24 protein-coding genes and 1 pseudogene are annotated in these 26,143 nt (G+C 71.5%); 7 read left to right on the top strand and 18 right to left on the bottom strand.

What is annotated here, in order from left to right:
• Positions 1–25 precede the first annotated feature (25 nt).
• The 6 genes from ACGFWE_RS27515 to ACGFWE_RS27490 all read right to left on the bottom strand — a co-directional run bounded on the left by ACGFWE_RS27515 (position 26) and on the right by ACGFWE_RS27490 (position 7,336).
• Positions 26–1,258 carry an acyltransferase family protein gene (locus ACGFWE_RS27515; protein WP_393602429.1) on the bottom strand — a complete coding sequence of 411 codons (1,233 nt, stop codon included), beginning with the start codon at positions 1,256–1,258 and terminating at the stop codon, positions 26–28.
• Positions 1,259–1,806: 548 nt separating this feature from the next.
• Positions 1,807–2,028, bottom strand: coding sequence for a hypothetical protein (locus ACGFWE_RS27510; RefSeq protein WP_007383474.1), 222 nt, complete (start codon positions 2,026–2,028; stop codon positions 1,807–1,809).
• A gap of 254 nt (positions 2,029–2,282) precedes the next feature.
• Entirely contained in the window at positions 2,283–2,813 is a 531-nt protein-coding gene (locus tag ACGFWE_RS27505) for a TerD family protein (RefSeq protein ID WP_352387453.1), read from the bottom strand.
• 119 nt (positions 2,814–2,932) lie between these two features.
• Positions 2,933–3,727, bottom strand: a complete 795-nt coding sequence (locus tag ACGFWE_RS27500) for an inositol monophosphatase family protein (protein WP_393602427.1) — start codon at positions 3,725–3,727, stop codon at positions 2,933–2,935.
• A gap of 80 nt (positions 3,728–3,807) precedes the next feature.
• The gene (locus ACGFWE_RS27495) at positions 3,808–5,040 is read right to left on the bottom strand and encodes a sensor histidine kinase (RefSeq protein WP_352387449.1); all 1,233 of its coding nucleotides are present in this window, start codon (positions 5,038–5,040) and stop codon (positions 3,808–3,810) included.
• A 91-nt stretch (positions 5,041–5,131) separates the two neighbouring features.
• Positions 5,132–7,336, bottom strand: coding sequence for an MMPL family transporter (locus ACGFWE_RS27490; RefSeq protein WP_393602425.1), 2,205 nt, complete (start codon positions 7,334–7,336; stop codon positions 5,132–5,134).
• Positions 7,337–7,632: 296 nt separating this feature from the next.
• Between ACGFWE_RS27490 and ACGFWE_RS27485 the strand changes: the two genes are divergently transcribed.
• On the top strand, positions 7,633–9,195 hold the full coding sequence (locus ACGFWE_RS27485) for an alpha/beta hydrolase (RefSeq protein ID WP_393602424.1): 1,563 nt from the start codon (positions 7,633–7,635) through the stop codon (positions 9,193–9,195).
• 61 nt (positions 9,196–9,256) lie between these two features.
• Here the strand turns inward: ACGFWE_RS27485 and ACGFWE_RS27480 are convergent, their stop codons facing one another.
• Positions 9,257–9,748 (bottom strand): signal peptide protein, encoded by a 492-nt coding sequence (locus ACGFWE_RS27480; RefSeq protein WP_393602423.1) that lies wholly within the window; start codon positions 9,746–9,748, stop codon positions 9,257–9,259.
• Between the two features lie 273 nt (positions 9,749–10,021).
• Here ACGFWE_RS27480 and ACGFWE_RS27475 point away from each other — a divergent pair, with 273 nt between their 5' ends.
• Positions 10,022–12,919 carry a transglycosylase SLT domain-containing protein gene (locus ACGFWE_RS27475; RefSeq protein ID WP_393602421.1) on the top strand — a complete coding sequence of 966 codons (2,898 nt, stop codon included), beginning with the start codon at positions 10,022–10,024 and terminating at the stop codon, positions 12,917–12,919.
• 235 nt (positions 12,920–13,154) lie between these two features.
• On the opposite strand, the gene ACGFWE_RS27470 is transcribed toward ACGFWE_RS27475, so the two are convergent.
• A complete protein-coding gene (locus ACGFWE_RS27470) occupies positions 13,155–13,772 on the bottom strand; it encodes a phosphoribosylanthranilate isomerase (RefSeq protein ID WP_393602419.1) in 618 nt (205 codons plus the stop codon).
• Between the two features lie 126 nt (positions 13,773–13,898).
• Between ACGFWE_RS27470 and ACGFWE_RS27465 the strand changes: the two genes are divergently transcribed.
• Positions 13,899–15,479, top strand: coding sequence for a carbohydrate-binding protein (locus ACGFWE_RS27465; protein ID WP_352387439.1), 1,581 nt, complete (start codon positions 13,899–13,901; stop codon positions 15,477–15,479).
• 72 nt (positions 15,480–15,551) lie between these two features.
• Here ACGFWE_RS27465 and ACGFWE_RS27460 read toward each other — a convergent pair whose 3' ends face one another.
• Genes ACGFWE_RS27460 through ACGFWE_RS27450 form a run of 3 tightly spaced genes read right to left on the bottom strand, consistent with a single transcriptional unit; the run spans position 15,552 to position 17,592 of the window.
• Positions 15,552–15,887, bottom strand: coding sequence for an antibiotic biosynthesis monooxygenase (locus ACGFWE_RS27460; RefSeq protein WP_352387437.1), 336 nt, complete (start codon positions 15,885–15,887; stop codon positions 15,552–15,554).
• A 47-nt stretch (positions 15,888–15,934) separates the two neighbouring features.
• Entirely contained in the window at positions 15,935–16,966 is a 1,032-nt protein-coding gene (locus tag ACGFWE_RS27455) for a CU044_5270 family protein (protein ID WP_393602416.1), read from the bottom strand.
• The gene (locus tag ACGFWE_RS27450) at positions 16,963–17,592 is read right to left on the bottom strand and encodes an RNA polymerase sigma factor (RefSeq protein ID WP_393602414.1); all 630 of its coding nucleotides are present in this window, start codon (positions 17,590–17,592) and stop codon (positions 16,963–16,965) included. The genes ACGFWE_RS27455 and ACGFWE_RS27450 overlap by 4 nt, the downstream gene beginning before the upstream one ends.
• Positions 17,593–17,663: 71 nt before the next feature.
• On the opposite strand from ACGFWE_RS27450, the gene ACGFWE_RS27445 reads away from it, so the two are divergent.
• Positions 17,664–18,011 carry a hypothetical protein gene (locus tag ACGFWE_RS27445; protein WP_352387432.1) on the top strand — a complete coding sequence of 116 codons (348 nt, stop codon included), beginning with the start codon at positions 17,664–17,666 and terminating at the stop codon, positions 18,009–18,011.
• A gap of 32 nt (positions 18,012–18,043) precedes the next feature.
• On the opposite strand, the gene ACGFWE_RS27440 is transcribed toward ACGFWE_RS27445, so the two are convergent.
• Both ACGFWE_RS27440 and ACGFWE_RS27435 read right to left on the bottom strand, forming a co-directional pair.
• Positions 18,044–18,964: a CPBP family intramembrane glutamic endopeptidase gene (locus tag ACGFWE_RS27440; RefSeq protein WP_393602412.1), complete on the bottom strand. Its 921-nt coding sequence runs from the start codon at positions 18,962–18,964 to the stop codon at positions 18,044–18,046.
• Between the two features lie 104 nt (positions 18,965–19,068).
• Positions 19,069–19,728: a response regulator transcription factor gene (locus ACGFWE_RS27435; protein ID WP_352387428.1), complete on the bottom strand. Its 660-nt coding sequence runs from the start codon at positions 19,726–19,728 to the stop codon at positions 19,069–19,071.
• Between the two features lie 66 nt (positions 19,729–19,794).
• On the opposite strand from ACGFWE_RS27435, the pseudogene ACGFWE_RS27430 reads away from it, so the two are divergent.
• Positions 19,795–19,863, top strand: a pseudogene (locus tag ACGFWE_RS27430) (ABC transporter ATP-binding protein); the annotation flags it as partial.
• A 19-nt stretch (positions 19,864–19,882) separates the two neighbouring features.
• Here the strand turns inward: ACGFWE_RS27430 and ACGFWE_RS27425 are convergent.
• The 3 genes from ACGFWE_RS27425 to ACGFWE_RS27415 form a co-directional block, all read right to left on the bottom strand.
• Positions 19,883–21,088, bottom strand: a complete 1,206-nt coding sequence (locus ACGFWE_RS27425; RefSeq protein ID WP_393602410.1) for a sensor histidine kinase — start codon at positions 21,086–21,088, stop codon at positions 19,883–19,885.
• Between the two features lie 97 nt (positions 21,089–21,185).
• Positions 21,186–22,280, bottom strand: a complete 1,095-nt coding sequence (locus ACGFWE_RS27420; protein ID WP_393602408.1) for a sugar ABC transporter substrate-binding protein — start codon at positions 22,278–22,280, stop codon at positions 21,186–21,188.
• A 50-nt stretch (positions 22,281–22,330) separates the two neighbouring features.
• Positions 22,331–23,041 (bottom strand): DUF4328 domain-containing protein, encoded by a 711-nt coding sequence (locus ACGFWE_RS27415; RefSeq protein ID WP_393602406.1) that lies wholly within the window; start codon positions 23,039–23,041, stop codon positions 22,331–22,333.
• A gap of 670 nt (positions 23,042–23,711) precedes the next feature.
• Between ACGFWE_RS27415 and ACGFWE_RS27410 the strand changes: the two genes are divergently transcribed.
• Entirely contained in the window at positions 23,712–24,083 is a 372-nt protein-coding gene (locus tag ACGFWE_RS27410) for a DUF6479 family protein (protein ID WP_352387422.1), read from the top strand.
• Positions 24,084–24,107: 24 nt separating this feature from the next.
• Here the strand turns inward: ACGFWE_RS27410 and ACGFWE_RS27405 are convergent, their stop codons facing one another.
• Positions 24,108–24,593, bottom strand: coding sequence for a hypothetical protein (locus tag ACGFWE_RS27405; RefSeq protein ID WP_352387420.1), 486 nt, complete (start codon positions 24,591–24,593; stop codon positions 24,108–24,110).
• A 151-nt stretch (positions 24,594–24,744) separates the two neighbouring features.
• Between ACGFWE_RS27405 and ACGFWE_RS27400 the strand changes: the two genes are divergently transcribed.
• Entirely contained in the window at positions 24,745–25,230 is a 486-nt protein-coding gene (locus ACGFWE_RS27400; protein WP_393602404.1) for a hypothetical protein, read from the top strand.
• 10 nt (positions 25,231–25,240) lie between these two features.
• Here ACGFWE_RS27400 and ACGFWE_RS27395 read toward each other — a convergent pair whose 3' ends face one another.
• Positions 25,241–25,930 (bottom strand): DUF6445 family protein, encoded by a 690-nt coding sequence (locus ACGFWE_RS27395; RefSeq protein ID WP_393602402.1) that lies wholly within the window; start codon positions 25,928–25,930, stop codon positions 25,241–25,243.
• Positions 25,931–26,143: the final 213 nt, after the last annotated feature.

Genomic DNA, 26,143 nt, shown 5'->3' with positions numbered 1-26,143 from the left:
GGGCCGCGGCGGATCACCGATGCCCCTACGTCGCCGCCGCCAGCGCCGGTGCCGGCGTCCTCGCCGTGTGCGCCCTGCGCAGGAACGGCCGCTCGACGGCGTAGTACGACAGCAACGCCATCAGCAGCGTCAGCACCACCGTCCACGCCAGTCGTCCCTCCTGCACGCCGAGGGAGGCCAGGAGCCGCACCACCGGGTAGTGCCACAGATAGATCCCGTAGCTCAGGTTGCGGCCCACCCAGGCCAGGGGGGTAAGGGCGAGCAGGCGGGAGAGCCGGTCCGCCGGGCGCAGTTCCAGGGCGGTGACCAGGGTGGCGGAGAGGGCCGCCACGGCGAGGAAGCCGATGGTGTACCACGCGGCCGTCCAGGCGCCGAGGTCCTCGGTGACCGGTACCTGCCAGGCGATGAGGCCCAGCAGGGCGAGGGCCGGCCACGCGAGGCGGCCGGACCAGGTGCGCAGGACGGCCAGGCGCGGGTCGTCGGAGCGCAGGCGGGCCAGGGCCACGGCGACGAGGGCGCCGGCCAGCAGTTGGTCGGCGCGGGTGTCGGTGCCGTTGTAGATGCGGTGGGCCGCCTCCGGGTTCCACAGGACGCAGCGCCACAGGAGGGGGAGCACGCACAGGGCGGCGGTGCAGAGCAGGACCGTGCGGGCCCGGACCCGTCGTAGGAGGAAGAGCAGGGCCAGCGGCCACAGCAGGTAGAACTGCTCCTCCACGCCGAGGGACCAGGTGTGGGCGAGCGGACTCGTGAGGTCGGAGTAGGGGCCGGACTCCATGGCCCGTACGACGTTGGTGAGGAAGGCGGCCGACAGGCCCGCGGCCTGGAGTGACCCGTCGAAGCCCCACAGGGAGGTCGTCGACGCGAGCAGTACGCAGACCGCGCACAGGGCCAGCAGGGCGGGGACCAGCCGCAGCCAGCGGCGGCGGTAGAAGGACATGAGGGAGATGCCGCCGCGGCGGACGTACTCGGCGATCAGCAGGCGGGTGATGACGAAGCCGCTGATGGTGAAGAAGACGTCCACGGCGACCGCGCCGCCCGGCAGCACGTCGGGCTCCACGTGGTGGACGATGACCAGCGCGACCGCGAGGGTGCGCAGTCCGTCCAGACCGCTCACCCGGCCGGTGCGGGACACCGCGGACGGAAAACCCCGGCTCGCACGGGGTGCGACCGGGGCCGGGGGTCTGCGGACGCCGACCGCCGGATCCGCTCCTTCCTGCTCCGTGTCCGCCACAGCCGTCGAGTCCGGTGCCTTCGCCATGAAAGAGATCTCTTCCCACCTGCCCGCTGAAACGAGTAATCCCGGTGCGCCTAACCGGAAATCACGCTCGCATGCCTCACTGGGCACGGGCTGTGCGGAATCACGGCAGCATCACAGGACACGCACAGGGTGAGCTTGGGCACACGCGGCACAAAGGGCGGGCGTGGCGCAGGTACGGCTGACGAGGCCGGCTGCCGGAATCCGGGTCCCCTGGCCGACGCGCACGGCGCGGGCCAGGGTGACGGCACGACCCAGAAGCGCGTCCACTGGGTGATCCGCGCTCCGGACGGCGACTACGGAAAGGAGTTCACCGGGCAGCACTGTCCGACCTCACCGCACCCTCGGTGAGGCGGGGGTCTTTTGTTCAGGTGACGTGACGGGAGCTAGGCCGCTTCGGGCCGCGGGAAGGTCTCGTCCTCGTCGTCCCCGAAGTCCGGGGCCTGGAAGGGGTTCGTGGTGGGGGGCGGCAGGGCCGCGGGGGTGCGCTGGGGCTGCCCTTCGGGGGCGGAGAACAGCGAGGTCAGATCGATGAGAGAGGGTCCTTTCTCCTACAGCTTGGTCATCTTCGAGTACGGACTCAGGATCCGCATCTGCGACGAGCCGAAATCGACGAGCACCGCGATTCCGTCCTCGACGCCGATCACCCGGCCGAGACCGTACATGTCGTGTGTGACCTGGTCGCCCACCGCGAAGTGCTTGGGAGCGGGTGCGACCGGTGCCTTGAAGGGGCTGGTGGGCAAGTGACGCTTCTGTGCAGCAGGCTTTGTCATCTTCCTCAGTATGCGCCTACGGCCGCCCGGCCCGCGCCGTCTGTCCAGGACCGATACGAACACGCAACGGGCCACGACCCGCGGAGTCCGTCCCGGAGACCGTCGTGGACGGCCCGGAAGGGGGTGCCACCAGGGTCCTCGGGGCTCGGTCGCACCCCGCCGGTCGGCGGCAACAACGCCGTGGTCCGCCTGCCCGGCCGCCGCTTCCCCGGCGCCCGCCGCGCGCCCCCGCCGGCTCAGTGCCGCCGGGTCCCTCACCCCCGTACGCTGCCCATCTCCGCCATGAAGGCCGCCGGGTCGCTGTCGAAGCCGCGGATCAGTTCTCCGAGGTGCCATGACCCGGAGGTGTCCCGGGTGAACTCCGCGATCGTCGCGGCCGTGGCGTCCGTGAGGCGCGTGAAGTCGTCGGACAGGAGTTGCCGGTAGCCCTCGACGACCAGCACTCCGGCGTGGGAGAGGTCGCCGAAGGTGCGGGGGCCGCCGTTCTGGTGGATGGCGACGCCGACCACCACCCGGCCGTAGGCGGACGACAGGCGCTCGAACTCCAGCTCCATCACCTCGACGTAGCCGAGGCCGAGGCCGGTCTCGCTGTGCCGGGTCATGGTGATCGTGCCGTCCGGGGAGCGGCTCTCGGTGTGCACGAGGTACTCCGGCCGTCCGTACGGGTCGCCCGCCGCGTAGGTCGCGGCGACGATGTCGAGGTGCCGGGCCGGTTCCCCGTAGGCGCTCGGATCCCACTTGAGCCGCACCTGGACCCTGCCAAGACCCGCACCATCGGCGTTCATCAAGCCGCTCCCCGTCGGAGTTCCCCGGGACTTCCCCGCTTGCTGAAGTATGTGCTCCGGCCGGTCTCTTGATGCCTCACTGACGGTTATCTCCTGGTCAGATCTCGACCGGGAAGCCATCAGCCGGCCGCCGCCCCCGATCTGTGCCAGAGGTCGGTCGTCTCCTCGGCGGCGCCGGGTGCCACGAGCAGCAGGGGTTGGTTGTGGGACGGGAGTTCGGGCAGTGCCACCGCTCCCGCCTCGCGCGCGATGAGCAGCGCCGGGAGTCCGTCGACGGCGTGGAAGGAGCCGATCGCCGCCGCGGTCGCCCGGCCCGCCGCCACCTGCGCGAGGGACAGTGCCGTCGATCCCATCACGCGCACCGTGCAGTGCCGGTCGGCGAGTTCGGCGAGGAGGGCGTCCATGCCGGGCCAGTGGGCATGCGCGGCCCACTCGGTGAGGAAGACATGGCCGGTGAGGCTGGTGTGGGCGGCCGCGTGCACCCGGGTGCCGTTCAGGTACGCCCCGCGGCCCTGGACGGCCGTGAACGTCTCGCCTCGCCAGGGGTCCGCGACCACGCCGAGCAGCGGGGTGCCGTCGGCGGCTGCCAGGCCCAGCGAGAAGGAGCACCAGCCCAGTCCGTGGGCGTAGTTGGTGGTGCCGTCGACCGGGTCGATCACCCAGTGCGGGGCGCCGGCCGAGCCCTCCGTCGTGCCGTACTCCTCGCCGACGATCCCGTGGTCGGGGAAGGCCCGCCCGAGCACCTCGCGGGTGTGGGTCTCCACCGCCTCGTCGGTGGCGGTCACGATGTCCGCGGGTCCGTCCTTCTCCCGCACCTCGGCAGCCGGGTCGCGCGGGCGCCGGATCGCCTCCGCAGCCCAGACCGCGAGTTCCGTCGCGACCTCCAGTGCCCGGTCGAGATCCACGTCAGCCACAGCTCGTCACCAGTCCCTCCACGTCGTTGCCGGTGATCGCGTCCACACCCAGGAAACCAGGACGACGGACACAGGGCCCCTCACACCGTCCCCCGCTCCTCCTCCCCGCTCACCGCCGGCTGCAACGGCAGTGCCGTACTCACCTCGAAGCCGCCTTCCGGGCGCGGTCCCACGCGGAGTTCACCGCCGACGGAGTGGGCGCGTTCGCGCATGCCCATGACGCCGAAGCCCTTCGCCGGCTCGGCGGCCGCGGTGGGCATGCCCTCGTCGGTGACCGTGATGAGGAGGCGGGGGCCGTCGTAGACGAAGCGGACGTGGGCGGTCTGGGTGGCGGCGTGCTTAGTGACGTTGGTGAGCGCCTCCTGCACGATCCGGAACGCGGTCAGGTCCACGCCCGGGGAGAGGGGCTGCGGCTCCCCCTCCGTGGTGACGGTGACGGCGATCCCCGCGGAGGCGCACGAGGAGACCAGCTCGGGCAGCCGGGCGAGGCCGGGGGCCGGCTCCAGCGGGGCGCCCTCGTCGTCGGTCTGCCGCAACAGGCCGAGCGTCGCCTTCAGTTCGCGCAGTGCCGAGGAGGTCGTACCGGTGAGGTCGTGCAGGATCCGCCTGGTTTGCTCGGGGTTGGCGAGCGCGAGGTGTTCGGCGGTGCCGGCCTGGGCGTTGGCGAGGGCCAGGTGGTGGGCCACGACGTCGTGCAACTCCCTTGCGATCCGCATGCGTTCCTCGGTGACCCGGAGCCGCGCCTCCTCCTCGCGGGTGCGCTCGGCGTGTTCGGCGCGGGCCCGGGTGGCCTCGAAATAGGCGCGCCGCAGCCGGGTCATGGTGCCGGCCGCCAGCGGCAGCAGCAGCCAGAAGACGGGGCCGACGGTCCGCAGGATCAGCGACACATGGCCCATCGAGTCGGAGAAGGCCGCCGCGAGCGTCAGCACCACCATGGTCGACAGGCCGTAGGCGCGGATGGTCGTCCGCTCGGTCAAGGTGGCCAGCCAGTACAGCGAGGCCATGACGGGACCCAGCAGCAGGGGGGTGAGGAGGTAGCCCTGCGCGATCACGACCGTGGCGCAGACCGCGTTGACCACGACGGTGACGCGCGGGTGGGTGCGGTGCTTGAGCAGGGCGAGGCAGGACACGCCCATGAGGACCACGGCCAGCCTGTCGTCGTCCGGCGGCGCGGCCCCGGGCAGCGTGAGCGAGGCGCCGAGCGTCGCGGAACCCATCAGCGCCATGACCAGGGCCAGGTCGACGAGGAAGGGATGGCGGTCCGAGAAGTGCTCCAGGCGGTCCGCATAGCGCCGGTCCGGGCTCGTGATCATCGTGGTCTCCGGTGGGTGGCCAGGGCCCCATGGTGAGCCAACGGGGCCGCCCGTGCCGTACGACACGGGCGGCCCCTGGCGGGGGGTGGGGTCACACGCGCACGGCCTCCTGGCCGGCGGGCGCCGGCTCGGGAGTGTCGGCCGCCCTGGTGAGGGCCTCGCCCTCGACATCCACCCGGGGCAGGGCCCGGTCCAGCCACTTCGGCAGCCACCACGCCTTGTCGCCGAGCAGGGCGAGCACGGCGGGCACGATGGCCATGCGGACCACGAAGGCGTCGAGGAGGACGGCGGTGGCCAGGCCGAAGCCGATCATCTTGATCATGGAGTCGCTCTCGCCGATGAACCCGGCGAAGACCGCGATCATGATCAGGGCCGCGGCCACGACCACCCGGGCGCTGTGCCGGAATCCGGAGGTGACGGCCTGGTGGGACGTCTCGCCGTGGACGTACGCCTCGCGCATCCGGGAGACCAGGAAGACCTCGTAGTCCATGGCGAGGCCGAAGACGATGCCGACCAGGAAGATCGGCATCAGGCTCATGATCGGGCCGGTGGTCTCCACGCCCAGGAGTGAGGCGCCGTGGCCCTCCTGGAAGACCACGACGACCGTGCCTAGGGAGGCCAGGACGGAGAGCAGGAAGCCGAGGGCCGCCTTCAGCGGGACGAGCAGGGAGCGGAAGACCACCAGCAGCAGCACGATCGCGAGGCCCACCACGACGATCAGGTACGGCACCAGCGCGGACTGCACCTTCTCCGAGATGTCGATGTTCAGCGCGGTGGTGCCGGTGACCTCGAAGGTGGCGCCGGTCCCGGACTCGACGCCGGGGCGCTCGCCGCGGATCGTGGTGACCAGGTCCTTGGTCTTCTCGTCGGTCGGCGCGGTGGACGGTACGACCGAGAAGACGGCGGTGTCACCGGCCTCGTTGAAGCGCGCCGGGGAGACGGACACGACACCCTCGGTCGCGCCGATCTCCTTCGCGATCGCCGACGCCGCCCCCTTGGCGTCGTCGTCCCCCTTCGCGTCCACCACGACGGTCAGCGGGCCGTTGAAGCCCGGTCCGAAGCCCTCGGCGAGCGCGTCGTAGGCCCGGCGTTCGGTGGTGGAGGTCGGCTTGGCCTCGTCGCCGGGCATGCCCAGCTGGAGGCCGGTCATCGGCAGGGCGAGGGCGCCGAGGCCGACCACACCGAGCAGCAGCACGGGCAGCGGGCGGCGCAGCACGAACCGGGCCCAGCGGGTGCCGCCGTTGTCCTCGGCGTCCTGGCCCGTACGGCCGTTCTTGCGGTCCTTGCGGCGCAGTACCGCGTTCGGCCAGAAGCCGAGGAACGCCGGGACCAGGGTCAGCGCGACGAGGACGGCGACGACGACCGCGCCCGCCGCGGCCAGGCCCATCTTGGTGAGCATCGGGATCCCGACGACCGAGAGTCCGGCGAGCGCGATGACGACGGTCAGGCCCGCGAAGACGACCGCGGAGCCGGCCGTACCGACCGCGAGGGACGTCGCCTCCTGGGGTGCCCGGCCCTTGGCGCGCTCCTCCCGGTAGCGGGAGACGACGAACAGGGCGTAGTCGATGCCGACCGCGAGGCCCAGCATCATCGCCAGGGTGCCGGTGGTGGTGGACAGGCCGAGGGCGCTGGAGAGGGCGAGGATCGAGGCCATGCTGACGCCGACGCCGATGAGCGCGGTCAGCAGCGGGAGTCCGGCGGCGGCCAGCGAGCCGAAGGTGACGAGGAGGACGACCGCGGCGATGGCGACACCGATCATCTCGGCCGCACCGCCCGCGCCACCGCCGTCGGCCATGGCGCTGCCCCCTGCGTCGACGGTCAGCCCGCTGTCCCGGGCCTCATCGATGGCCTGCTCCAGCTGGTGCCTGTCGGCGTCGGTGAGGTCGTTCGCGGCGACCTTGTAGCTGACGGTCGCGTACGCCGTCGTGCCGTCCTTGCTCACCGCCTTGGCCCGGAACGGGTCCACGGCGGACGCGACCTGCGAGCCGTCGGCCAGGTCGGCGACGGCGTCCTCGACGGCCTTCCTGTGGCCGGCCGCGGTGACCTTCTCACCGTTCGGCGCGACGAAGACGACCCGCGCGGTCGCGCCGTCGGCCGTGGCCCCCGGGAAGCGCTGTTCCATGAGGTCGAACGCCTTCTGGGACTCGATGCCCGGCATCGAGAACCCCTCGTCGGCCGCGCCGGGCGCCTTCAGGGCCCCCAGCCCGACGGCGGCCAGGACGGCCGCCCAGACCAGGGCGACGTACCAGCGTCGCCGGAAGGCCAGGCGGCCCACACGGTAGAGAAAAGCAGCCACGGCGAGGGTCTCCACATCTGATGCCGAACAGTCCACCCAGGCTGACCGGACGAGACCCCCCGCGTCGTCGTGCGCCTGCCGACATTCCCCGCTACTGAGAACGCAGTACGCGACCGCCCCCGAGTCAGCCCCCGGGACTACTGCCGGAAGCGGGAGGCGGGAACCGGGGCGCGGGAACCGTGGCGCGTCTTTTTCTGTGTTTCCTCTGTGAGACGACCAGTTCATTGAGGCTTGACCAGCCCCAAGGGGGAACAGAGACAGTGAAGTTCAGACGAATAAGGCTCGCGGGAGCAGCGGTGAGCGCGCTCACCGTGGCCTGGACCGGGTCCCCGGTCTCGGCGGCCCCGCAGCACACACCGACCGTGCCGACCCTGACCTGGTCGGACTGTCAGGGCGGCTTCGAGTGCGCCGACGCCCAGGTGCCCCTGGACTACCGGGAGCCGCAGGGCAGGACCCTCACCCTGGCCGTCATACGCAAGAAGGCGGCCGACCCCGCCCACCGCAAGGGCACGCTGTTCCTGCAGCCCGGCGGCCCCGGCAACTCCGGGGTGGACTTCGTGCGCAACAACTACGCGGACCTGCCGACCCAACTGCGCGACGACTTCGATGTGTTCGGGTATGACGTGCGGGGCGTCGGCCGCAGCTCGCAGGTCGTGTGCTGGGACGACCCGACCTACACCGGCGCCGTCACCGCCGCCAAGGGCGTCCCGGGTCCCGACGCCTACGAGCCCGCGCTCCGGCAGGCCGCCGACTTCGACCAGGCCTGCCAGAACAACGCCGGCGACCTGCTGCCGTACGTCGGCACCCAGTACGTTGCCCGGGACATCGACCTGCTGCGCCAGGCCCTGGGCGAGAAGCAACTGACGTACTACGGGCGGTCGTTCGGCTCCTACATAGGTACGGTCTACGCCGCGATGTTCCCGAAGCGGGTCCGCGCGCTCGCGCTCGACGGGGCGTACGACCCGGAGCACTACACCAGCCGGCCCTACGCCTATGACCGGCCGCAGTACCTCGCCCTGGACGGGGCCATGAGCCGTTTCCTGGACTGGTGCAAGGCCGACCAGGCGACCTGCGGCTTCGGTGACGGCGACCCGCGCGGGGCGTTCGAGAAGCTGAAGGCGGACCTGGACGCCAACCCGGTGCCGACCGCGAACGGGGGCCGGGCGAACGGCTACACCCTGGTCTACCGGCTGATGTTCAACATCAACGAGGGCAAGGTCATCTGGCCGTCCTTCGGCGAGGCCCTGCGCAAGGCGCAGCTGCGCGACAACACCTCGTTCCTGCTGCGGCCGCCGTCCCCGGCCAGCTTCGACTTCCTCAACCCGAACGTCGTGGTCGAGTGCGTCGACAAGAAGTACCCGGCCGACCTGGACCGGCTCCAGCGCGAGGTGACGACCAACGCCAGGCTGGCTCCGCTGCTGGGCCCGGCCATGGCCTTCGGCCCGCCGACCTACGACCACCAGCACGCCACGGCGTGTGTGCAGTGGCAGGGCGAGCACACCAGCCGCTACGCCGGCAACTTCCACGCGAAGGGCTCCGCGCCGATCCTCGTCATCGGCAACACCGGTGACCCGGACACCCCGTACCAGGACGCGGTGGCCCTCTCCCGTGAGCTGGACAACGGCCGCCTGCTCACGTTCCGGGCCGAGGGGCACACCGCCTTCGGCCGCAGCGCGTGCGCGTCCGACGCCATCACGGACTACCTGGTGGACCTGAAGGTCCCGGCCCGCGGCGCGAGTTGCGCGGACGAGACCCAGCCGCCGCCGTCCGAGCCCACGGTGGCGCCGCCCGGCACGACGCTGAGCGAGTTGCGCAACGGCGTGAGCGACCGGGTCGACCGCATCGGTTCGCTGCGTTAGCGGTGTGAGGGCCCGGGTCTCCAGGGGAGGCCCGGGCCCTCTCGCGTCACGACAAACCGGTCTAGTACAGCGCGATCCGCGGCTGCACGGTGCCCTGGGCGGCCGGGTCGACGACCGTGATCCGGTAGACCTGGGTGAGGGTCCGGCCGGCGTGGAGGGTGCGCTGAGCGCTCGTCAGGTCGGTGAAGAGCGTGCCGGTCTGGCTCGCGGTCTCCACGGGTCGCCAGCAGCCGTGCGCGGTGCGCTGCTCGACCACGACGTCCGACGGGTCGAGGAACGGGCCCGCGTCCGGCGACTCCACCAGGAGCTGCGGGGCGACGGTCCGGTCCGCCGAAGTGTCGTTGCGGTAGGTGACGGTGACCTGGTGCTGCTCGCCGTCGGCCACGAGGGCACTGCTGGGCAGGTCCACGAAGTCGACGGGTACGGCGGGCTGTTGGGCCTTTACGGCCGTCGCCCGGGGAACGGTGGTGGCCGCCGCGGGACCGGCCGCCGCGAGACCCGCGAGGGTCATGGCCGCGGCCACGAAGGCCACTTTGAGACGTCTGCTGTTCATCAACACGTTCACTGTTCCTTGTGGTGCGTGGGGGATGTCATCAAAGGAGACTCCGGCAAAAGGAAATTCGTTGGTGGATTCCCGTGGATATTTCGTGGATACCGCCCGGTAGATCACCCACGACTCCCATTGCGGTCATAGCGGACTGATAACTTCCGCGTCACCGGCCCGGGGGAACGTCGAAGCCGGTACCCCACCTTGACCTTTGCAATGACCGGACGGAATTCCTTGCGTACTTTCCGTGAAAACTCGAGCGGAAGACACCGCTGGCGGGTGCCGAAAAGCCGCCGCGGCCGTATAGCGGCGGCCGGCGCGATGTCCGTGCTCTCGCTGGCCCTCATCGCCCCGCTGGCCTCGGCGGCCCTGACCGACTCCGCCGACCCCACGACCGCGCCGGCGGCGGACCGCGTCACCGACACCTCCCAACTGCCCGCCGGATGGCAGAAGTCCGGCGACCGCATCGTCACCTACGACGGGGACGGCACCGGACTGCACGTCCTGGTCGCCGACGCGGCCGACGCCTACCGGTGGCACACCGCGGCCACCCTGTCCGAGCCCGGCGTCGACACCGACCAGTGGATCGGCCAGACCTGTGTGACCGGGTCCGGTGACCGTGCCGTCGTGGTCTACGCGCCCCGGCAGGCCGTCAACGACCAACAGGGCTTCCAGCAGGGCGCGTTCGCGGCCGTGGTCGACCTGGCGAGCGGCAGGGTGACCAAGCTGCCCGAACTGGTCTCCCTCGCCTACTTCAACCCGGGCTGCGGCGACGGCGAACAGGCCGTTTTGACCCGGCCGCAGGGCGCCGGCACGCAACTGCTCACCGTCGACGCCGAGAAGGGAGAGCTGGTCCGGCAGCAGACCGTCGCCGGTCAGCTCACCTCCGCCGTGCCCTTCGGGAACGGGATCGCCGCCGCCCTGGGCGACTCGGTGGTCTCGGTGGACGCCAAGGGCGCGACCAGCACCCTTGCCAGGACCGGGAGCACGCCGTTCCGGCTGGTGCCGGACGCGCACCGCGGGCTCGCCTACCAGGTGCCCACGGGGAAGAAGGTGCAGGTCCACCGGGTCACCTCGGCGGGCTCCGACCGCCTCCTCGGCTCCGGCGCGCTCGGCGCCCTCGCGGTGCACGGCAACGGCGGCCGGGTCTTCGTGACCGGCGCGGACGCCGGGGACGCCGTGAAGACCCTGCCGAAGAGCTGGCGGACGCTGGACGTGCCCGCCTCCGCGGAGGTCTCCACCACCGGCGGCCTCGCGCTGACCTCCGTCGGCAACGGCACCGAGGCGGCCGGCGGCAGGAAGTCCGCTGCCGACATCGCCCCGTCCGTCGGGATCGGCGCGGTGCTGCCCGGCAGCGACAGCACCGTCGACTTCACGGTGAAGCCGAAGATCTCCCGGAAGTCCCAGGGCGCAGAGCAGTCCCCGGCCCTGTCCGACGGCGTGCACACCGACAGCGTCACCCCGGGCGACGACGACCCGTCCACCTCCACCACCGACCCCGACCGCGCCTGCGCCGTCACCCGCAACGACCCCGAGCTCCAGTCGCTCCAGCCCTCGACCGCGCAGGCCGAGTGGGCGACCGACCTCGCCGTGCGGGGCAAGCTCGACGTGCGCCGCCGCAGCGGCTGGAACGGCAGCGAGCTGCCCTCGTACACCCCGCAGGGCCTGTTCCCGTCCACCCCGCTCAAGGGCGGCGGCCGGGTCCCCGCGCAGATCATGCTCGGCGTGCTCTCACAGGAGTCCAACCTGCTCCAGGCGAGCTCCCGGGCAGCCGCGGGCGAGAGCGGCAACTTCATCCAGGGCGGCTACTACGGCAACGCCGGCAGCGTCCACACCGTCAACTGGGCTGCCGCCGACTGCGGTTACGGCATCGCCCAGGTGACCAGCGGGATGGCGAAGGCGGACACCACGTACACCGCCGAGCAGCAGCAGGCGATCACCGTGGACTACGCGGCCAACATCGCCGCGGGGCTCCAGATCCTCCAGGACAAGTGGAACCAGCTCTACGACAAGGGCCTGCTCGTCAACGGCGGCGACCCGAAGTACCTGGAGAACTGGTGGCTCGCGCTGTGGGCCTACAACAGCGGCTTCAATCTGCCCAGCTCGACGGACGCCACGGCGCCCTGGGGCCTGGGCTGGTTCAACAACCCGGCCAACGGCCTCTACCCGGCCGACCGCACGATGTTCCTGTCCGCCGGCTACGACGACGCCCGCAACCCCAACCTGTGGACGTACCCGGAGCGGGTGCTGGGCTGGGCGGCCTACTCGCAGCAGAAGACCGACCCGGCGACCGGGGCGACCGTCAGGGCGTTCACCGTCGGCGACTGGCCCGCGGGCGCGCCTGCGGCCGAGCCCGCGCACGACACGTTCTGCAAGCCCACGGCCAACGACTGCGACATCACCAAGCCGCGCAAGGTCGAGGGCTCCAGCCAGCCCGAGGGGCCCTGCCAGCGGGACGACTTCAAGTGCTGGTGGAACCAGCCGGTGAGCTGGACCGACTGCACGGCCACCTGCGGCACCGAGGTCCTCGAGTACCAGGCGGGCGACCCCGAGCCGAAGGTCGCGGCCCCTCATCCGGCCGCCTGCACGTCCACGCTCCCGGCCGGCGCCCTGATCGTGGACGACGTGCCGAACACGGTGAAGTTCCGGGTGGGTGCGGTCGACCCCTGCGCGGGCCGGCGGAACTGGACCAGCCGGGGCACGCTGCGGTTCACCTTCGGGTCGGCTCAGCAGAACGGCGCGACCGTCCACCCCTCGAAGATCGACTTCCATCAGCTGGGCGCGGGCTTCGGCGGGCACTTCTGGCTCACCCACACCCGGGTACCGAGCTTCACCGACTCCGTCGTCACCGGCACCTGGACTCCGGACCGGAAGATCGGCGGCCGGGCGGAGGTCATGGTGCACCTGCCCGACCACGAGGCCAACACGCCGTCGGCGACGTACCGCATCGACCTCGGTGACGGCACGGTCGTGGAGAAGACGATCTCCCAGGACACGGGCGGCAAGAACACCTGGGTCTCCCTGGGCTCCTACGAGTTCAAGGGCACTCCGAGCGTCTCCCTGAGCTCGGCCACGGCGGACGGCACCGGCGACGCGTCGATCGCATGGGACGCGCTGGCGTTCGTACCGCTGAAGGGGGCACCGGCGGACACGGCGACCCCGTCGGCGTCGAAGTAACCCAAGTAGCCGCGTCCGCCGACCGGTTCGGCGGACGCGGCACACTCCCGGGGTCGCGGGCAACGGAAAGCCGGCGACCACGGCAGACCCCCAGGGGCGCGGGGAACTGCGTGACCAGCCACAAAACACCCGCAGCCGCCCGACAACCTCCCCCGGCACCCCCGTAGGCGCCCCGCCCAGCCCAGCGCAGCTGCCCACGGCGCTGCCCCGGCCGAGCACCGACGCCCCCGGAGACTCACTCCGAGGTGGCGGCCCCCGCGCGCGCCGCCTCCACGAACGCCTTGATCAAGGCCGGGTCCTTGACGCCCCGGCTTGCCTCCACGCCGCTGGAGACGTCGACGCCCCAGGGGCGGGTGACGTCCACGGCCTCGCGTACGTTCTCCGGGGTGAGGCCCCCCGCGAGCAGCCACCTCTCGCCCGCGCCCGCCGGCTGCCTGCGCGACCAGTCCCACGCGATGCCGGAGCCCGGCACCGGGGCGTCGAGGAGCAGCATGTCCTCGCCCAGCTCACCGCAGCGCGGCACCGAGTCGCCGAAGGCGGCCGCGCGGATCAGGGTCCAGCCGCCCTTGGCGAGTTCGGCGTAGAAGTCGCGGTCCTCGGGACCGTGCAGCTGGACCGCCCCGATGCCCGACTCGGCGGCCACGGAGCGGACGTGGTCGAGGGGCTCGCGGCGGAACACGCCCACCGTGAGGACGCTCTCGGGGACCCTGGCGGCCAGCCGTGCCGCCCTGGCCGGGTCGATCCGGCGCGGACTGTCGGAGAAGACGAACCCGATGGCATCGGCACCGGCCTCGACCGCCGTGTCGACGTCCTGCTCGGTCCTCAGGCCGCAGATCTTCACGAAGAGCGTCATGCCGCCACCGTATCCAATTCGCGTACATGAACAACGATCACATGCATAACCGTTGACGCGACCATGGCAAGCGCTTACCTTCCGAACGATACGTGCCCCCGTCGCCGCACACCATGGAGACGAACGATGCACCTGAGACCAGTCATCGCATCCGTCGGCCTCATCGCCGGCACGCTCGTCGCACTGTCCGGCACCACCGCGGCACATGCCGCCACCACCCGCTACGAGGCGGAGACATCCCCCGCCATCTGCACCGGAGCCGTCGAGACCGAGTACGCCGGCTACTCCGGCAGCGGATTCTGCAACGGCACCAACGCCACCGGCGCGTACGCCCAGTTCACCGTGTCCGCACCCGCATCGGGCACGGCGACCCTGAGCGTCCGCTTCGCCAACGGCACCACCACCGCCCGCCCCGCGAACATCATCGTGAACGGCACGACGGTCTCCTCGGCGTCCTTCGAGTCCACCGGCACCTGGACCGGCTGGACCACGAAGACGCTCACCGTCCCGGTGAACGCCGGCAGCAACACCGTCCGGCTGAACCCGACCGCCGCGACCGGTCTGCCCAACGTCGACTACCTGGACGCCGAGACGTCCGGCACGACGACCCCGCCGCCGTCGAGCAGCGCCCTGTACGTGTCGCCGAGCGGCACCGACAGCGCGGCCGGCACGGTGACCGCTCCCACCACCCTCACCTCGGCGATCAGCCGCATCTCCGCCGGCGGCACGATCTACCTGCGCGGGGGGACGTACGCCTACTCCTCGACGGTGACCATCCCGGCCGGCAACAACGGCAGCTCCGCCGCCCGCACCACCCTCTCCGCCTACCCGGGCGAGACACCGGTGCTCAACTTCTCGGCACAGACCGAGAGTTCCTCCAACCGCGGGATCCAGCTCAACGCCGACTACTGGAAGATCTACGGCCTGGTCGTCGAGCACGCCGGCGACAACGGCATCTACATCGGCGGCAGCAACAACGTCGTCGAGCGCACGGTGACCCGCTTCAACCGGGACACCGGCCTCCAGCTCGGCCGGATCGCCTCCACCACCCCGAGCAGCGCCTGGCCGGCCAACAACCTGATCCTCAGCGCCGAGTCGCACGACAACGCCGACTCCGACGGCGAGGACGCCGACGGCTTCGCCGCCAAGCTCACCACCGGCACCGGGAACGTCTTCCGGTACGCCGTCTCGCACAACAACATCGACGACGGCTGGGACCTCTACACCAAGTCCGACACCGGCGCGATCGGCCCGGTGACCATCGAGGACTCCCTCTCCTACAACAACGGCACCCTCAGCGACGGCTCACAGGCCGGCGCCGGCGACCGCAACGGCTACAAGCTCGGCGGCGAGGACATACCCGTCAACCATGTCGTCAGGCGCAGCATCGCCTTCGGCAACGGCAAGCACGGGTTCACCTTCAACAGCAACCCGGGCACGATGACGATCTCCAACAACCTGAGCATCGACAACGCCCAGCGCAACTTCAACTTCGACGGCGGCACCTCGGTGTTCCGGAACAACACCTCGTGCCGCTCCAGCAGTGGCACCAACGACCGGATCATCGGCGACTCCGACAGCTCGAACCAGTTCTGGTCCGGCACCAACGGGTCCCGCTGCTCCGCGTACTCCGGGGCCCTGGGCTGGTCGTTCGCCTCGAACGGCAGCCTCGTGGTGACCCTCGGCGGCCGCCAGGTCACGCTGTAGAGGACGTCAGCAGAGCACGGAAGAGCACGGAAGGGGGCCCCGGACACACGGTCCGGGGCCCCCGCCGTCCCCCTACTTGGGCGCGGCCTGCTGGACGACCTCGAAGCTCCACAGCGTCGACCCGCTCGCGGCGGGCCGGGGACGCTCGCCTCCGCCCTCACCGCCGCCCTCGCCGCCGCCCTGGTGGGCCGCCTTCATCGACCCCTCCATCCACGCCTTGAACGACTCCTCGTCCCGCCAGCGTGTGTAGACGAGGTAGGTGTCGGTGCCCTCGACGGGGCGCAGCAACTCGAACCACTCGAAGCCGTCCGCGCTGTCCACGGTCCCCGCCCGTGCGGCGAACCGCTTCTCCAGCGTCTCGCGCTGCTCCTCGGGAACCGTGAGTACGTTGATCTTGACGATGCTCATGGCGGCCATTGTGCGCCAACAGGCATCAACAGGACGTCAAGGGGACGTCAGCGGGACGCGGCCCGGGCGGGTGCCTCGCCCTTGGCGTCGACGACCGCGGTCTTCATCACGGCGGTGGTGCCGGCCAGGGTCTCGGTCGTGATGCCCCGGTCGGGATCGGTGATGTAGAAGCGGGTGCCGAGGAGGGTGAGGGTCTCCTTGTCGAAGATCCACTCGTCGCGGGTCGCGAAGCCGGTGTCGTCCAGGGTGATGGCGATGCCGTGGCGGCCGGCCGCGTCGACGGCGTCCGGGATCTCCCGCACTCCGGGCAGTCTGGCGGCCGCCCGGTAGAAGGCGGCGGCGTTGGCGGGCGGCATGACGGTTCCGCTGATCAGGTTGCCGATCAGGGAGAAGACCGCCTGGTCCCGCGATTCGCCCTCGACCGGCCTGGCCGCCTGGGAGAGCCGTTGCAGCAGGGCGTCCGGGTCGGTGGGCAGCGAGGCCAGCCACCGGTAGGTCGGGTGGTCGGGGCCCGCCGGGACGGCGTCGGTGTTCTCGATCGGGATCATCTCGTCGGGCATGATCGCGTCCTTGCCGCTCTCCCGGATCCACCCGGTGATGTGGAGCGGGTCGGGGTCCTGCGCCATCCACCGTTCCTCGGTGTGCAGGGCGCCCATCCGGATCGGGCCGCTGAAGTCGCCCTTGTTGACGCGCAACAGCGTCCTGACGTACACGAACTGGTCGTCCCGCACCCGGATCGCGTCGCTCGCCATGGCGGCCGTGGCGATCCGGTTCAGGGTGACGGAGGCCCCCGCGGCCCTCGCCGACGGGGTGGCCCCGGTCGCCGGACCACGGCCGTCCACGGACAGGGTCACCAGCAGCGCGCCCGCCAGGGCCGCCGAGGCGAGGGGCACCAGAACGGCGGGGCGCGTGAACCGGCGCCGGACGGAGGGCCGTACGGAAGGGTCCTGGTCGTGGTTCAGGTCCTGATTCCGGTCCTGGTCGATCTGCTGCATCAGTACGTCCTTGAAGTGACGGTGGCGCTCCGGCGGGAGGTCCCATTCCGCCGTGGCCGTCAGCACTTCCTCGGCCTCGCTCATCGGGTCTCCTCCTTCAGGAACAGGGCCGCGAGCGCGGCCTCACTCTCCATCTCTCCGTGGGCCGGGGGCGGTTCCGCCTGCGCACTCAGCCGGGCGAGCCGGGCCCGGGCCCGCGACAGCCGGGAGCGCACGGTGCCGACGGGGACGCCCAGGGCCTCGGCGGCCTGCCGGTAGTCGAGGCCGGCCGACACGCACAGCGCGAACACCTCACGGTCCTGCCGCTTGAGCCCGGCCAGGGCGCGGTGCACCACCGCGAGCCGCCGTGCGTCGTCGATCCGGCCCGCGGTCTCCTCGGCGAAGTCCTCGACCGGGCGCGGCTCGGGAGTGCGTGCCAGGAAGGCAAGCCTGCGGCGCAGCCCCCGGTTGGCGTTGTGTGCCTTGTGGGTGGCGATGCCGAGCAGCCAGGGCTTGAGCGAGCCGCCCTCCGGCTCCACGCTCTCCCTGGTCCGCCAGGCGGCGAGGAACGTCTCGGACATCGCCTCCTCGGCGTCCGCCCAGTTCCCGGTCAGCCGCAGGGCGTGGTTGTAGACCGCCCGCGCGTACCGGTCGTACAGCTCGCCGAACGCCGCCCGGTCACCGGCCCGTATCCGCGCCCGCTCCGGTTCCGCCACTTCTGTTTCCCTCACACCCGTAACGCTCCGCACCCCGGTCCCGGGTTCCTGTGTCCTGCACCACATGCAGCGCTTACTCTGCGGCCATGGAACAGCGCGAGATCATGCAGAACGTCGTCGGCATTCTCACCGAGGCACTGGAGATGCGGCGGCAGGTCCGCGAACACCCCGACCAGCAGGTCTCGCTGACCGGGGCGGTCTCCGCGTTGCTGGTGGAGACCCTGCCACGGATCCACCTCCCGGCGGACGCCAGTGGCCAGGCGGCGGCGGACGCGGTGGTGGAGGAGCTGGGGCCCGCCATCGCGAGCATCGCCCACTGTTTCGCGTTCGCCTTCGTCCAGCTGGCCGAGGCCCACGACGAGGGCCGCACCGACACCTCCGCGGAGGTGCTGCGGCGCATCTCCCTCCAGCTCGCGGGAGGGGCGCAGAAGTAGCCGCGCGCCGGAGCCCGTTCGTGCGCGGCGGGTCAGCCGTGGGCATGCGGGTCACGCCGGGGCAGGCCCAGCCGGCCCCGGGTCGCGGCCAGCAGGATCAGGGCCGCCGCCGTCGTGCTGAGGACGAGGGCGTGGGCGACCTCGCCCTCGGACAGCGAGGGGAACATGTCCGTCCAGGCCAGGGAGAAGAAGTTGTTGACGCCGGTGTGCAGCAGCATGACCAGCGGCATGCTCTCGCCGGACGTGTTGAACACCCAGGTCATCACGCAGCTGAAGGTGATGGTCATCGCGATGAACTCCACCGGCACGGTCCACGCGAGGTGCGGTCCGCCGCCCCACTGAGTCAGGAACAGCGGCAGGTGCCAGCAGCCCCACAGCGCGCCGACGACGAGGGTCGCGGTCAGGGGGCCGTGGCGGCGCTGCATCCGCGGCATCGCGAACTCCCGCCAGCCGGGCTCCTCCGCGAGACCGGTGGTGATCATCTGGACGAGCAGTCCGGGGAGGTACGCGGCGAGGATCATGGCGGACGGCAGTTCGGGTCCGCGGCCGGCCAGCGCGGCCGAGGCGAGGGTCAGCGCGGCCGGCACCGCGAGCAGGACGGCCAGGTACCAGCGCGCGCTCACCCTGAACTTCGTCATCCTGGCCCGCCAGGCCCGCAGGCCCGCGCGTCCCTCCGTGATCCCGGTGACCAGCAGGGCCGAGGCGATCGGGCCGAGGTAGGCGCCGGGCAGGACGCCGGCGAGCTGGCTGCCCGCGCGGCCGCCGGGGAAGGCGAAGTGCCAGACGCCGAGGCCGTTCGCGGACAGGACGTACGGTGTCCAGGCGGCCCAGCTCAGCGCGAAGGCCAGGGTGAAGAACCAGGTCAGGGGGTTGCGTCGGATGCTTCCGCGCAGGCCGCCGGCCTCGTGCGCGAGTGGTCGGGTCTCGATGTCGACGGGGGTGTGGACGCTCATCGCGGGGTCCCTTCGAAGGGGGCTTCTGTGATGCGTCCAGCACACCGGCTCCGAGCCCGCGGATCATTGCCGCCAAGGGCCCGACTCCGGTGCAGCAGGCTGTACTACGACCGTCGCCGCGCGTCCTCCAGATAGTGCAGTACGGCCGCCACGCGCCGGTCGACCTGGTCCGTGGGCGCCAGATCGAGCTTCGCGAAGATGCTCCGGATGTGCTTGTGCACGGCCCCGTCGGTGACGAACAGCCGCTCCGCGACGGCGCTGTTGCCGAGCCCCTCGGCCATCAGGGCGAGCACCTCCTTCTCGCGTGGGCTGAGCCGCTCCAGCCGTACGTCCTGGTGGGAGCGCGTGAACAGCTGGGCGACGACCTCGGGGTCGATGGCGGTGCCGCCGGACGCCACCCGGCGCAGCGCGTCGAGGAACTCCTCGACCCGGCCGACCCGTTCCTTGAGCAGATAGCCGAGCCCGCCGACGCCGCCGGTCAGCAGCTCGGTCGCGAAGCTCTGCTCGACATAGGCGGACAGCACCAGGACGGCGAGGCCGGGCCTGCGCCGCCGGGCCTCGACGGCCGCGCGGACCCCCTCGTCGGTGTGCGTGGGCGGCATCCGTACGTCGAGGATGGCCACGTCGGGCTGGTGCGTCTCGATGGCGTCGAGCGCCCCCTCGGCGGTGCCGGCCGTGCCGACCACGTCCAGGCCCTCGGCACGCAGCAGCAGCGCGAGCCCCTCCCGCAGCAGGGGGTCGTCCTCGGCGATCACGATCCGCATGGCAGGTCCACCTCCGGGGTTGTTCGGCGGGTCGGGCGAGGGGCGCTGGCCCGGACGGGGGCACCGTTGCTGCTGGCCCTGGTCGGCCTCGCGGACCACGCGAAGCAGCGGCCCGGTGGGCTCTCCGGGGGCCAACACCCCGTGCCGTCCGGGATCACAGCCCGCACGGCAGCTCCGCCTCCAGGGTCGTGGGGCCGCCCGGTGGGCTCGTCAGGCCGAGGGTGCCGTCGTGGGCGGCGACGCGGCGGCGGATGCCGGTGAGACCGGAGCCGGCGTGCTCGTCGGCGCCGCCCCGGCCGTCGTCCGTGATCCGCAGCAGGAGCCGGGGGCCCTGGGCGCGGACCGTGACCGTGGCCCGGGACGCCCCGCTGTGCTTGGCGATGTTGGTGAGCGCCTCGGCGACGACGAAGTACGCGGTCGCCTCGACTGACGCGGCACAGCGCCGGGCCACCTCCACGTCGACCGCGCACGGCACCGCGCTCTGCGCCGCGAGCCCGGTCAGCGCCCCTGCGAGGCCCCGGTCCGCGAGCACCGGCGGCAGGATGCTGCGGGAGACGGACCGCAGCTCGGCCAGCGCCTGTTCGGCCGCGGACTGGGCCCGCTCCAGGAGTTCGTCGGCGCCGGCCGGGTCCCGGGCGACCATCCGGCGGGCGGCTCCGAGCAGCACGGTCACCGTGACGATGCGGTTCTGGGTGCCGTCGTGCAGGGAGCGTTCGATGCGCCGCAGTTCGGTGGCGTGGGCGTCCAGCGCGGCGGCCCGGGTCGCGGTCAGCTCGGCGACCCGCAGGGACAGATCGGCGTCGGGACCGGCCGACAGGAGCCGGCGCCCCGGCTTCGCCTGGAGCCGGGCCATGCCGGGCGTGAGCCCCAGGAGGATGGCGATCCAGCCCACGCCGAGCAGGCACACCGCGAGGGCGTCCGGCCAGGAGTGCGCGACGCCGATCCCGATGGACGTGGCGGTCGAGTCCTTCGGGGCGAGCCGCCAGTACAGCGGGAACGCGGTGTCCCGCAGCGCGAGCACCGGCAGGACGAAGCCGACCAGGCCCAGCGGCAGGCCCAACGCCAGATGCCGGACCAGCCACAGCAGTTCGCGCCGGGTCGTGGGATCGCCGAGGGCGGCCCGCAGCCGCGTCGGCGGCGGTGCGGGGGCGATCACCTCGGGGCCCCAGCGGGCGAGCCGGACGCGTTCCATGCCGGCCAGCGCGTGCAGCACGCGCACCCCGCCGGGCGCCAGCACCAGCCACAGCAGCACGAACGGGGTGAGGACCGCCGTACCGAGTCCGGAGACCAGTTGGCCGAGCGCGGCGGCCGCGGTGGTCGCGGTGCCCACGACAAGGCCCTTGACGTCGGCGGTGGCCATGCGAACTCCCTCGGGCTTGAGGAGAACGACCCTAGGCGGAAAAGGAGTTCGCAGTACGGCCAGGAGGCAGAAAGTACAGCCTGCTGTACCTCCACCCCTACTTGAGGCCGATCGCCGCGCAGTCCGCCGCGTACTCGGCGGTGCAGATCTGCTGCACGGTGTAGACGTCGTCCTTGATCACCGTCTGCTCGATGTTGTCCTTGGTCAGCGCGACCACCGGCACCAGCAGCGACGGGATGTCCTTCTGGTCGGGGCTGTCGACCTTGTCGCGGATCAGCGCGTCGAACTGGAGGTCGCGGCCCTGGATCTTGTAGACCGCGATCTGTGCCGCGTTGGTCGCCTCCAGCAGGAACGACTTGTACACGGTCATGTACTGCTCGCCCGACACCACCCGCTGCACGGCGGCGAGGGTCGCGTCCTGACCGGTGACCGGCGGGATCTTGGTGGCTCCCGCCTCCTTGAGCTCGTCGATGACCGCGCCGGCCATGTCGTCGTTGGCCGAGTACACGGCGGCGATGTTCTTCAGCCCGAAGGAGGCGATCGCCTCCTTCATGTTGGCCTTGGCGACCGACGGCAGCCATTCCCGGGTGTCGTACTGCTTGGCTATGACGACCTTGCTGTTGAGCTCGTCCAGCGCGCCCTTCTTGAAGAGCGCGGTGTTGGGGTCGGCGGGCGAGCCGTTCATCATCACGATCTTGCTGGTCTCGGCCTTGTCGCCGAGCGCCTCGACGATGGCCCGGCCCTGCACCTCGCCGACGAGTTCGTTGTCGTGCGAGACATAGGCGTCGATCGGACCCTGGGCGAGCCGGTCGTAGGCGATGACGGGGATGCCCGCGTCCTTCGCCTTCCGGACGTCCGGCCCGATCGCCTTGGCGTCGACCGCGTCCACCAGGATCACGTCCACCTTGTCGGCGACCATCTGCTCGAACTGCTGGCTCTGCCGCTTCGCGCTCGCCCCGGCGTTGGCGTAGGTGACCCTGCCCTTGCCGTGGGTGAGGGTCGCCACCTGCTTCTTGATGAGGGGGAAGTCGAACCGGTCGAAGCGGCTGGTGTCCCGGTCGGGCAGCAGCAGGCCCAGGTTGATGTCGTCGCCCTTCTTGGGGCTCACCGAGGTGTTGCTGCCGCCCACTGAGCAGGAGGTGAGCAGAAGGGCCGACGCGCAGACGGCCATGACGGAGGGGACGGTACGCATGGCGATCCTGTGGGTGGGGGGCTGTCACGTAGGCGCAACAGTAAGTGCCCTCAATACCGATCAAACGCCCTGACGGTTTCCTTCAAGGGATCACCACCCGGCGTACGCAACTGGGTGTCGATGTGCACAAGTTGTACGGCGGTCAGGGCGCGCACCATGAGGATCCCGGCCACGGCCGCGCCGACGACGGCGAGATCGGCGACCAGGAGTGTGGTGACGCCGTGATAGGCGCGGGCGATGACGTCGTCCGTGTCGCCGTCGTACATCAACCCCACCCCGGTGACCATGCCGATCAGCCACAGCGCCCACCACACGTTCACGACGGCGGGCAGCTTCCGGTCCGGGGCGCTCTTGTGGTGGATGTCGGCGACGATGCCGCGCGGGATCCAGAGGTTGGCGAGCGGCACGAACCAGGAGACGTAGACCCAGATGCCGGCGTAGCGCGGGGGCTCGCCGGACAGGGCCCGCGCGTTGTCCCGCATCCGCCCCAGCCAGCCGATGAACAGGGCCGCGCAGAGCAGGGTGAGGATGCTTCCGGCCGTGCTGACCAGGTGGTACGAGTCCTCCAGGGCGGTCAGCGGCCGGTGCCGTCCCTCGCCCTGGTCCGGCGGCCCCGAGGCGGGCTCCCCGGCCACGGCGAGCCGAACGTGCCACAGGGCCCGCAACGCCCAGGCACCCCCGGCGAGCCCGAGCCCGCCCTCGAGGAGCCGGGCGGATCCACGCACGCTGCACAGAGCGGGCCGAACGGCGTTCTCCCTCACGGAGGTCCCCCTTCAAAAAGATCGGTTCACCCTCTCATCGTCACGAGCGGGGCGATCGGTTCACGTGGGGTGGAGGCCGGATGGAGAGACGGGGGCTGGAGCGGGCGCTGGTGCGTCCTGGCGTGGCAGGGCAGGGGGCCATGGAGGGCGTGGGCGCGGTGGGAAGCGGGGACCCCCGAACGAGGACAGCAGCCCGGCCAGGGCGGCGGGAGACCCTCGGCCTGAGCAGAAACCCGCGACGGGCCTGACGGGAAGGGGGACCCGGACGAGCCCCGCGAACGGAAACAAGAAACCGCCACAGGCAGCAGCCCCGCCGACCCGTCGGGAAACCCCGGGCCCGAGCAGGAACCGCCACGGGCCCGGGCGCGGGAAGCGGAGAACCAGGCCGGCCGCGCGGACGACGGAGAGCCCGGCCGGCCCGGCGGCGAGCCCCCGGCCCGGGCAGGTAACCGCCGAAAACCCGGGCCGGCCCCGCGAGGCTCTCCCGGCGGACCCGGTGGAAGCACGGAACCCCCCGGGGGCGGAGAGCGGTGGGCTCTGTGGGGAGGCAGCAGGGAGACCTGGTGGGCCCCGGTCCGGCGTCCGGTCGTGTGTGGCGTCGCCGGGGCATGACAGCGCCCCGGAAAATCCCTTTCGCGCCGATCCAGTCGCAATCGGCGATAATCGGACCATGAGTACGGCGACGTTTGTCCTGGCGGCCACGTCGAGCGAAGTACTCAACGTGATCGCCGCCTTCGCCGGTGGGCTGTTCATCGCCGGCGCGTTGGTATGGGCCGTGCAGTTCGGCATGCGGGTCCAGGACCGGGAGCTTCCACGGCCGCTCAGTGAGGAGCAGCCGCATCTCCCGGAGACCGGACCGATCCGTGAGATCCGGGAGATGCGGGAGCCGGACGAGCTGCCCGCTCCGGCGGTGGGACGGGAACGGCTGATGCCGTACCAGCTCCACCACTCGGGAAGCAGACGAGGAAAGGACCAGCAACGCAAACGCTGGCTGCCCGGCTCCAGCGGCGGCTTCGGCAGTGGCGGCATCGGACACGTGTGACCGGACCCCGCCGCCGTCGGCGGCTCAGGCCCGCGTGCCCGGCCGGTACGCCGCCAGCGCCCAGATGACGAAGAAGTCGAGGCCGATCATGATGACCGACCACAGCGACGCGTAGGGCAGGAAGAGGAACTGGGCGAGCATGCTCAGCGAGGCCAGGAAGATGCCGGTCATCCGGGCCCAGGCGGCTCCCCTGAGGATGAACGCGCCGGTGACGACGGCGAGCACCCCGAGGCAGAGCAGGATCACGCCCCAGCCGGTGAGGTTGATCTTGTAGACGTAGTCGCCGACGCGGGCCCAGACGTCGTCCTTCGCGAGCAGCGAGATGCCCTGGAAGATCGCCAGGATGCCGTTCATCAGCATCAGCACACCGGCGAAGACCACCCCGCCGGCGGCCCACGAGCCTTCGGTCGGCGTGGGCCCGGAGCCCGGGGCCGAGGACGGGGTCGACGACTGCGGCGACGTCGGGGTCGTGCCGGCGGTCGGCTGGGTGGCGTGCGGTTGCTGCGTCATGGCCGTGTCCCACCTTTCGGATGGTCGATGTGCTTCGACCATCGGGCGTGGCGGGCCCGGCCACCACGGGAGGGGGCCGTTCGGGTGACGCGGGGCGTGCGGCCGTACCGCGGGGGGCCTTCACTGGAGGGACCTGCACCCGGGAGGCGAGATGACCCGCTGGACGACGGCCGCGCTGCTGACGGCCCTGGCCCTCACCGGTCTCACCGGTCTCACCGGCCTGACCGCCTGCTCCGACGGCGACAGCCCGTCGTCGGTGGCGAGCAAGGTCGCGTCGGCCGCCTCCCGCGCCGGGGACGCGGTGGCGTCGGCGACGGCGGAGGCCGGAAAACGCTTCGACGACATCAAGAACGGCGTCGACGCCAAGGACGACGTACGGCTCGGCACGCCCGCGACCGCCTCCGACGGCCGTACGACGGTCGCCGTCACCGCCGCCAACAGCGCGGACTCGGCGAAGTCCTTCGCCGTCCAGGTCGACCTCACCGACGGGACGGGCAAGCTGCTGGACACGGTGGTGGTGACGGTGCGGGACGTCCCGGCGGGCGGCACCGGGAAGGGCACCGCCCGCAGTACGCACGACCTGCCGGGGAACGCGGGGGACGTGCGGGCGAAGGTGCCCCGCGCGGTGCGCTACTGACCCGCGGGGCTCACGCCATCCAGAAGAAGACGGCCGTCATCCGCTTCTCCTCCAGCGTGCCGCCGGAGTAACCGGTCGCGCTGTGCACGAGGTTGGCGTTGTAGAGGAGCAGCCGGTTGTACTTGTGCGGCACCCGTACGTCCTCCTCGAAGGCGTCGGGCGCGACGAACCGGGTGCCGAGGGCCTCGACGAGGTTGTTGTGCGGGGCCTGCACGACGTTGCCGCCGAGCCGCCCGCCGGGCAGGGACTGCCGGTAGAAGCTGGTGCCGCAGTCCTTGGGGACGCCGGGGTTCAGGTACAGGACGGCGGCGTACCGGCACAGCGCCCGGGAGTCGGTGTGCGGCCTCGGTTCGCTCTCGCCCTCGCCGACGACCTGTACGCAGTTGTGGTTGAGGGTGCCGCCGCCGGGCGCCCGCTGCACCCACAGCTTCCCGGCCCCCGTCACCTTCCTCACCAGCCGTTCCACGCCCGCGAGTTCGCCGGGATCGAGCCCCGGCATGGTCCGCAGCCCCGGCCAGGTCTCGGAGGTGTACGGATATCCCTTGGCCCAGTCGTCCTTGGCGAGACAGCGCTCGCGTACGGCGTCGGCGTCCGGAAGCACGTCGTCGATCACCCAGTAGTCGCGGCCCTTGGTGGGCTTGCGGTACGGGAGGACGGGAAGGGGCCGCGGGGACCGCTGCGACCGCTGTGGCATGGACATGCGGCGAATCTAGGTCCAGGGCCCGTCAGGTCTCTCCCGTGATTTCCCCCGGAGTTCCCCGCGAACCGGTCAACGAACAGTCAACCGGCGGCCGGGCAGCTGTCCTGACGGGGCGTCTGTGAGCCCGGTCATCCTCCGGAAGAGGTGATGAACAACTCCGGCCCCGCGTGCGTACTCCTGTGCGTCCAACCCGCCTCCCGGCGGGAAAACCCC

This window comes from Streptomyces sp. NPDC048523 (genome assembly GCF_043199815.1).
Taxonomy (GTDB): domain Bacteria; phylum Actinomycetota; class Actinomycetes; order Streptomycetales; family Streptomycetaceae; genus Streptomyces.
Note: the sequence above shows the minus strand (reverse complement) of the source record. Positions and strands in the feature narration are given on the sequence as shown.

Excerpts from the sequence above, each read along its gene's own strand:
- ACGFWE_RS27420 (WP_393602408.1), bottom strand. The coding sequence starts at position 22,280 with ATGCGTACCGTCCCCTCCGTCATGGCCGTCTGCGCGTCGGCCCTTCTG.
- ACGFWE_RS27435 (WP_352387428.1), bottom strand. The coding sequence starts at position 19,728 with ATGCGGATCGTGATCGCCGAGGACGACCCCCTGCTGCGGGAGGGGCTC.
- ACGFWE_RS27495 (WP_352387449.1), bottom strand. The coding sequence starts at position 5,040 with ATGATCACGAGCCCGGACCGGCGCTATGCGGACCGCCTGGAGCACTTC.
- ACGFWE_RS27400 (WP_393602404.1), top strand. The coding sequence starts at position 24,745 with ATGACCCGCTGGACGACGGCCGCGCTGCTGACGGCCCTGGCCCTCACC.
- ACGFWE_RS27405 (WP_352387420.1), bottom strand. The coding sequence starts at position 24,593 with ATGACGCAGCAACCGCACGCCACCCAGCCGACCGCCGGCACGACCCCG.
- ACGFWE_RS27505 (WP_352387453.1), bottom strand. The coding sequence starts at position 2,813 with ATGAACGCCGATGGTGCGGGTCTTGGCAGGGTCCAGGTGCGGCTCAAG.
- ACGFWE_RS27510 (WP_007383474.1), bottom strand. The coding sequence starts at position 2,028 with ATGACAAAGCCTGCTGCACAGAAGCGTCACTTGCCCACCAGCCCCTTC.
- ACGFWE_RS27465 (WP_352387439.1), top strand. The coding sequence starts at position 13,899 with ATGCACCTGAGACCAGTCATCGCATCCGTCGGCCTCATCGCCGGCACG.
- ACGFWE_RS27460 (WP_352387437.1), bottom strand. The coding sequence starts at position 15,887 with ATGAGCATCGTCAAGATCAACGTACTCACGGTTCCCGAGGAGCAGCGC.
- ACGFWE_RS27480 (WP_393602423.1), bottom strand. The coding sequence starts at position 9,748 with ATGAACAGCAGACGTCTCAAAGTGGCCTTCGTGGCCGCGGCCATGACC.
- ACGFWE_RS27515 (WP_393602429.1), bottom strand. The coding sequence starts at position 1,258 with ATGGCGAAGGCACCGGACTCGACGGCTGTGGCGGACACGGAGCAGGAA.
- ACGFWE_RS27440 (WP_393602412.1), bottom strand. The coding sequence starts at position 18,964 with ATGAGCGTCCACACCCCCGTCGACATCGAGACCCGACCACTCGCGCAC.
- ACGFWE_RS27410 (WP_352387422.1), top strand. The coding sequence starts at position 23,712 with ATGAGTACGGCGACGTTTGTCCTGGCGGCCACGTCGAGCGAAGTACTC.
- ACGFWE_RS27455 (WP_393602416.1), bottom strand. The coding sequence starts at position 16,966 with ATGAGCGAGGCCGAGGAAGTGCTGACGGCCACGGCGGAATGGGACCTC.
- ACGFWE_RS27470 (WP_393602419.1), bottom strand. The coding sequence starts at position 13,772 with ATGACGCTCTTCGTGAAGATCTGCGGCCTGAGGACCGAGCAGGACGTC.
- ACGFWE_RS27395 (WP_393602402.1), bottom strand. The coding sequence starts at position 25,930 with ATGTCCATGCCACAGCGGTCGCAGCGGTCCCCGCGGCCCCTTCCCGTC.
- ACGFWE_RS27425 (WP_393602410.1), bottom strand. The coding sequence starts at position 21,088 with ATGGCCACCGCCGACGTCAAGGGCCTTGTCGTGGGCACCGCGACCACC.
- ACGFWE_RS27445 (WP_352387432.1), top strand. The coding sequence starts at position 17,664 with ATGGAACAGCGCGAGATCATGCAGAACGTCGTCGGCATTCTCACCGAG.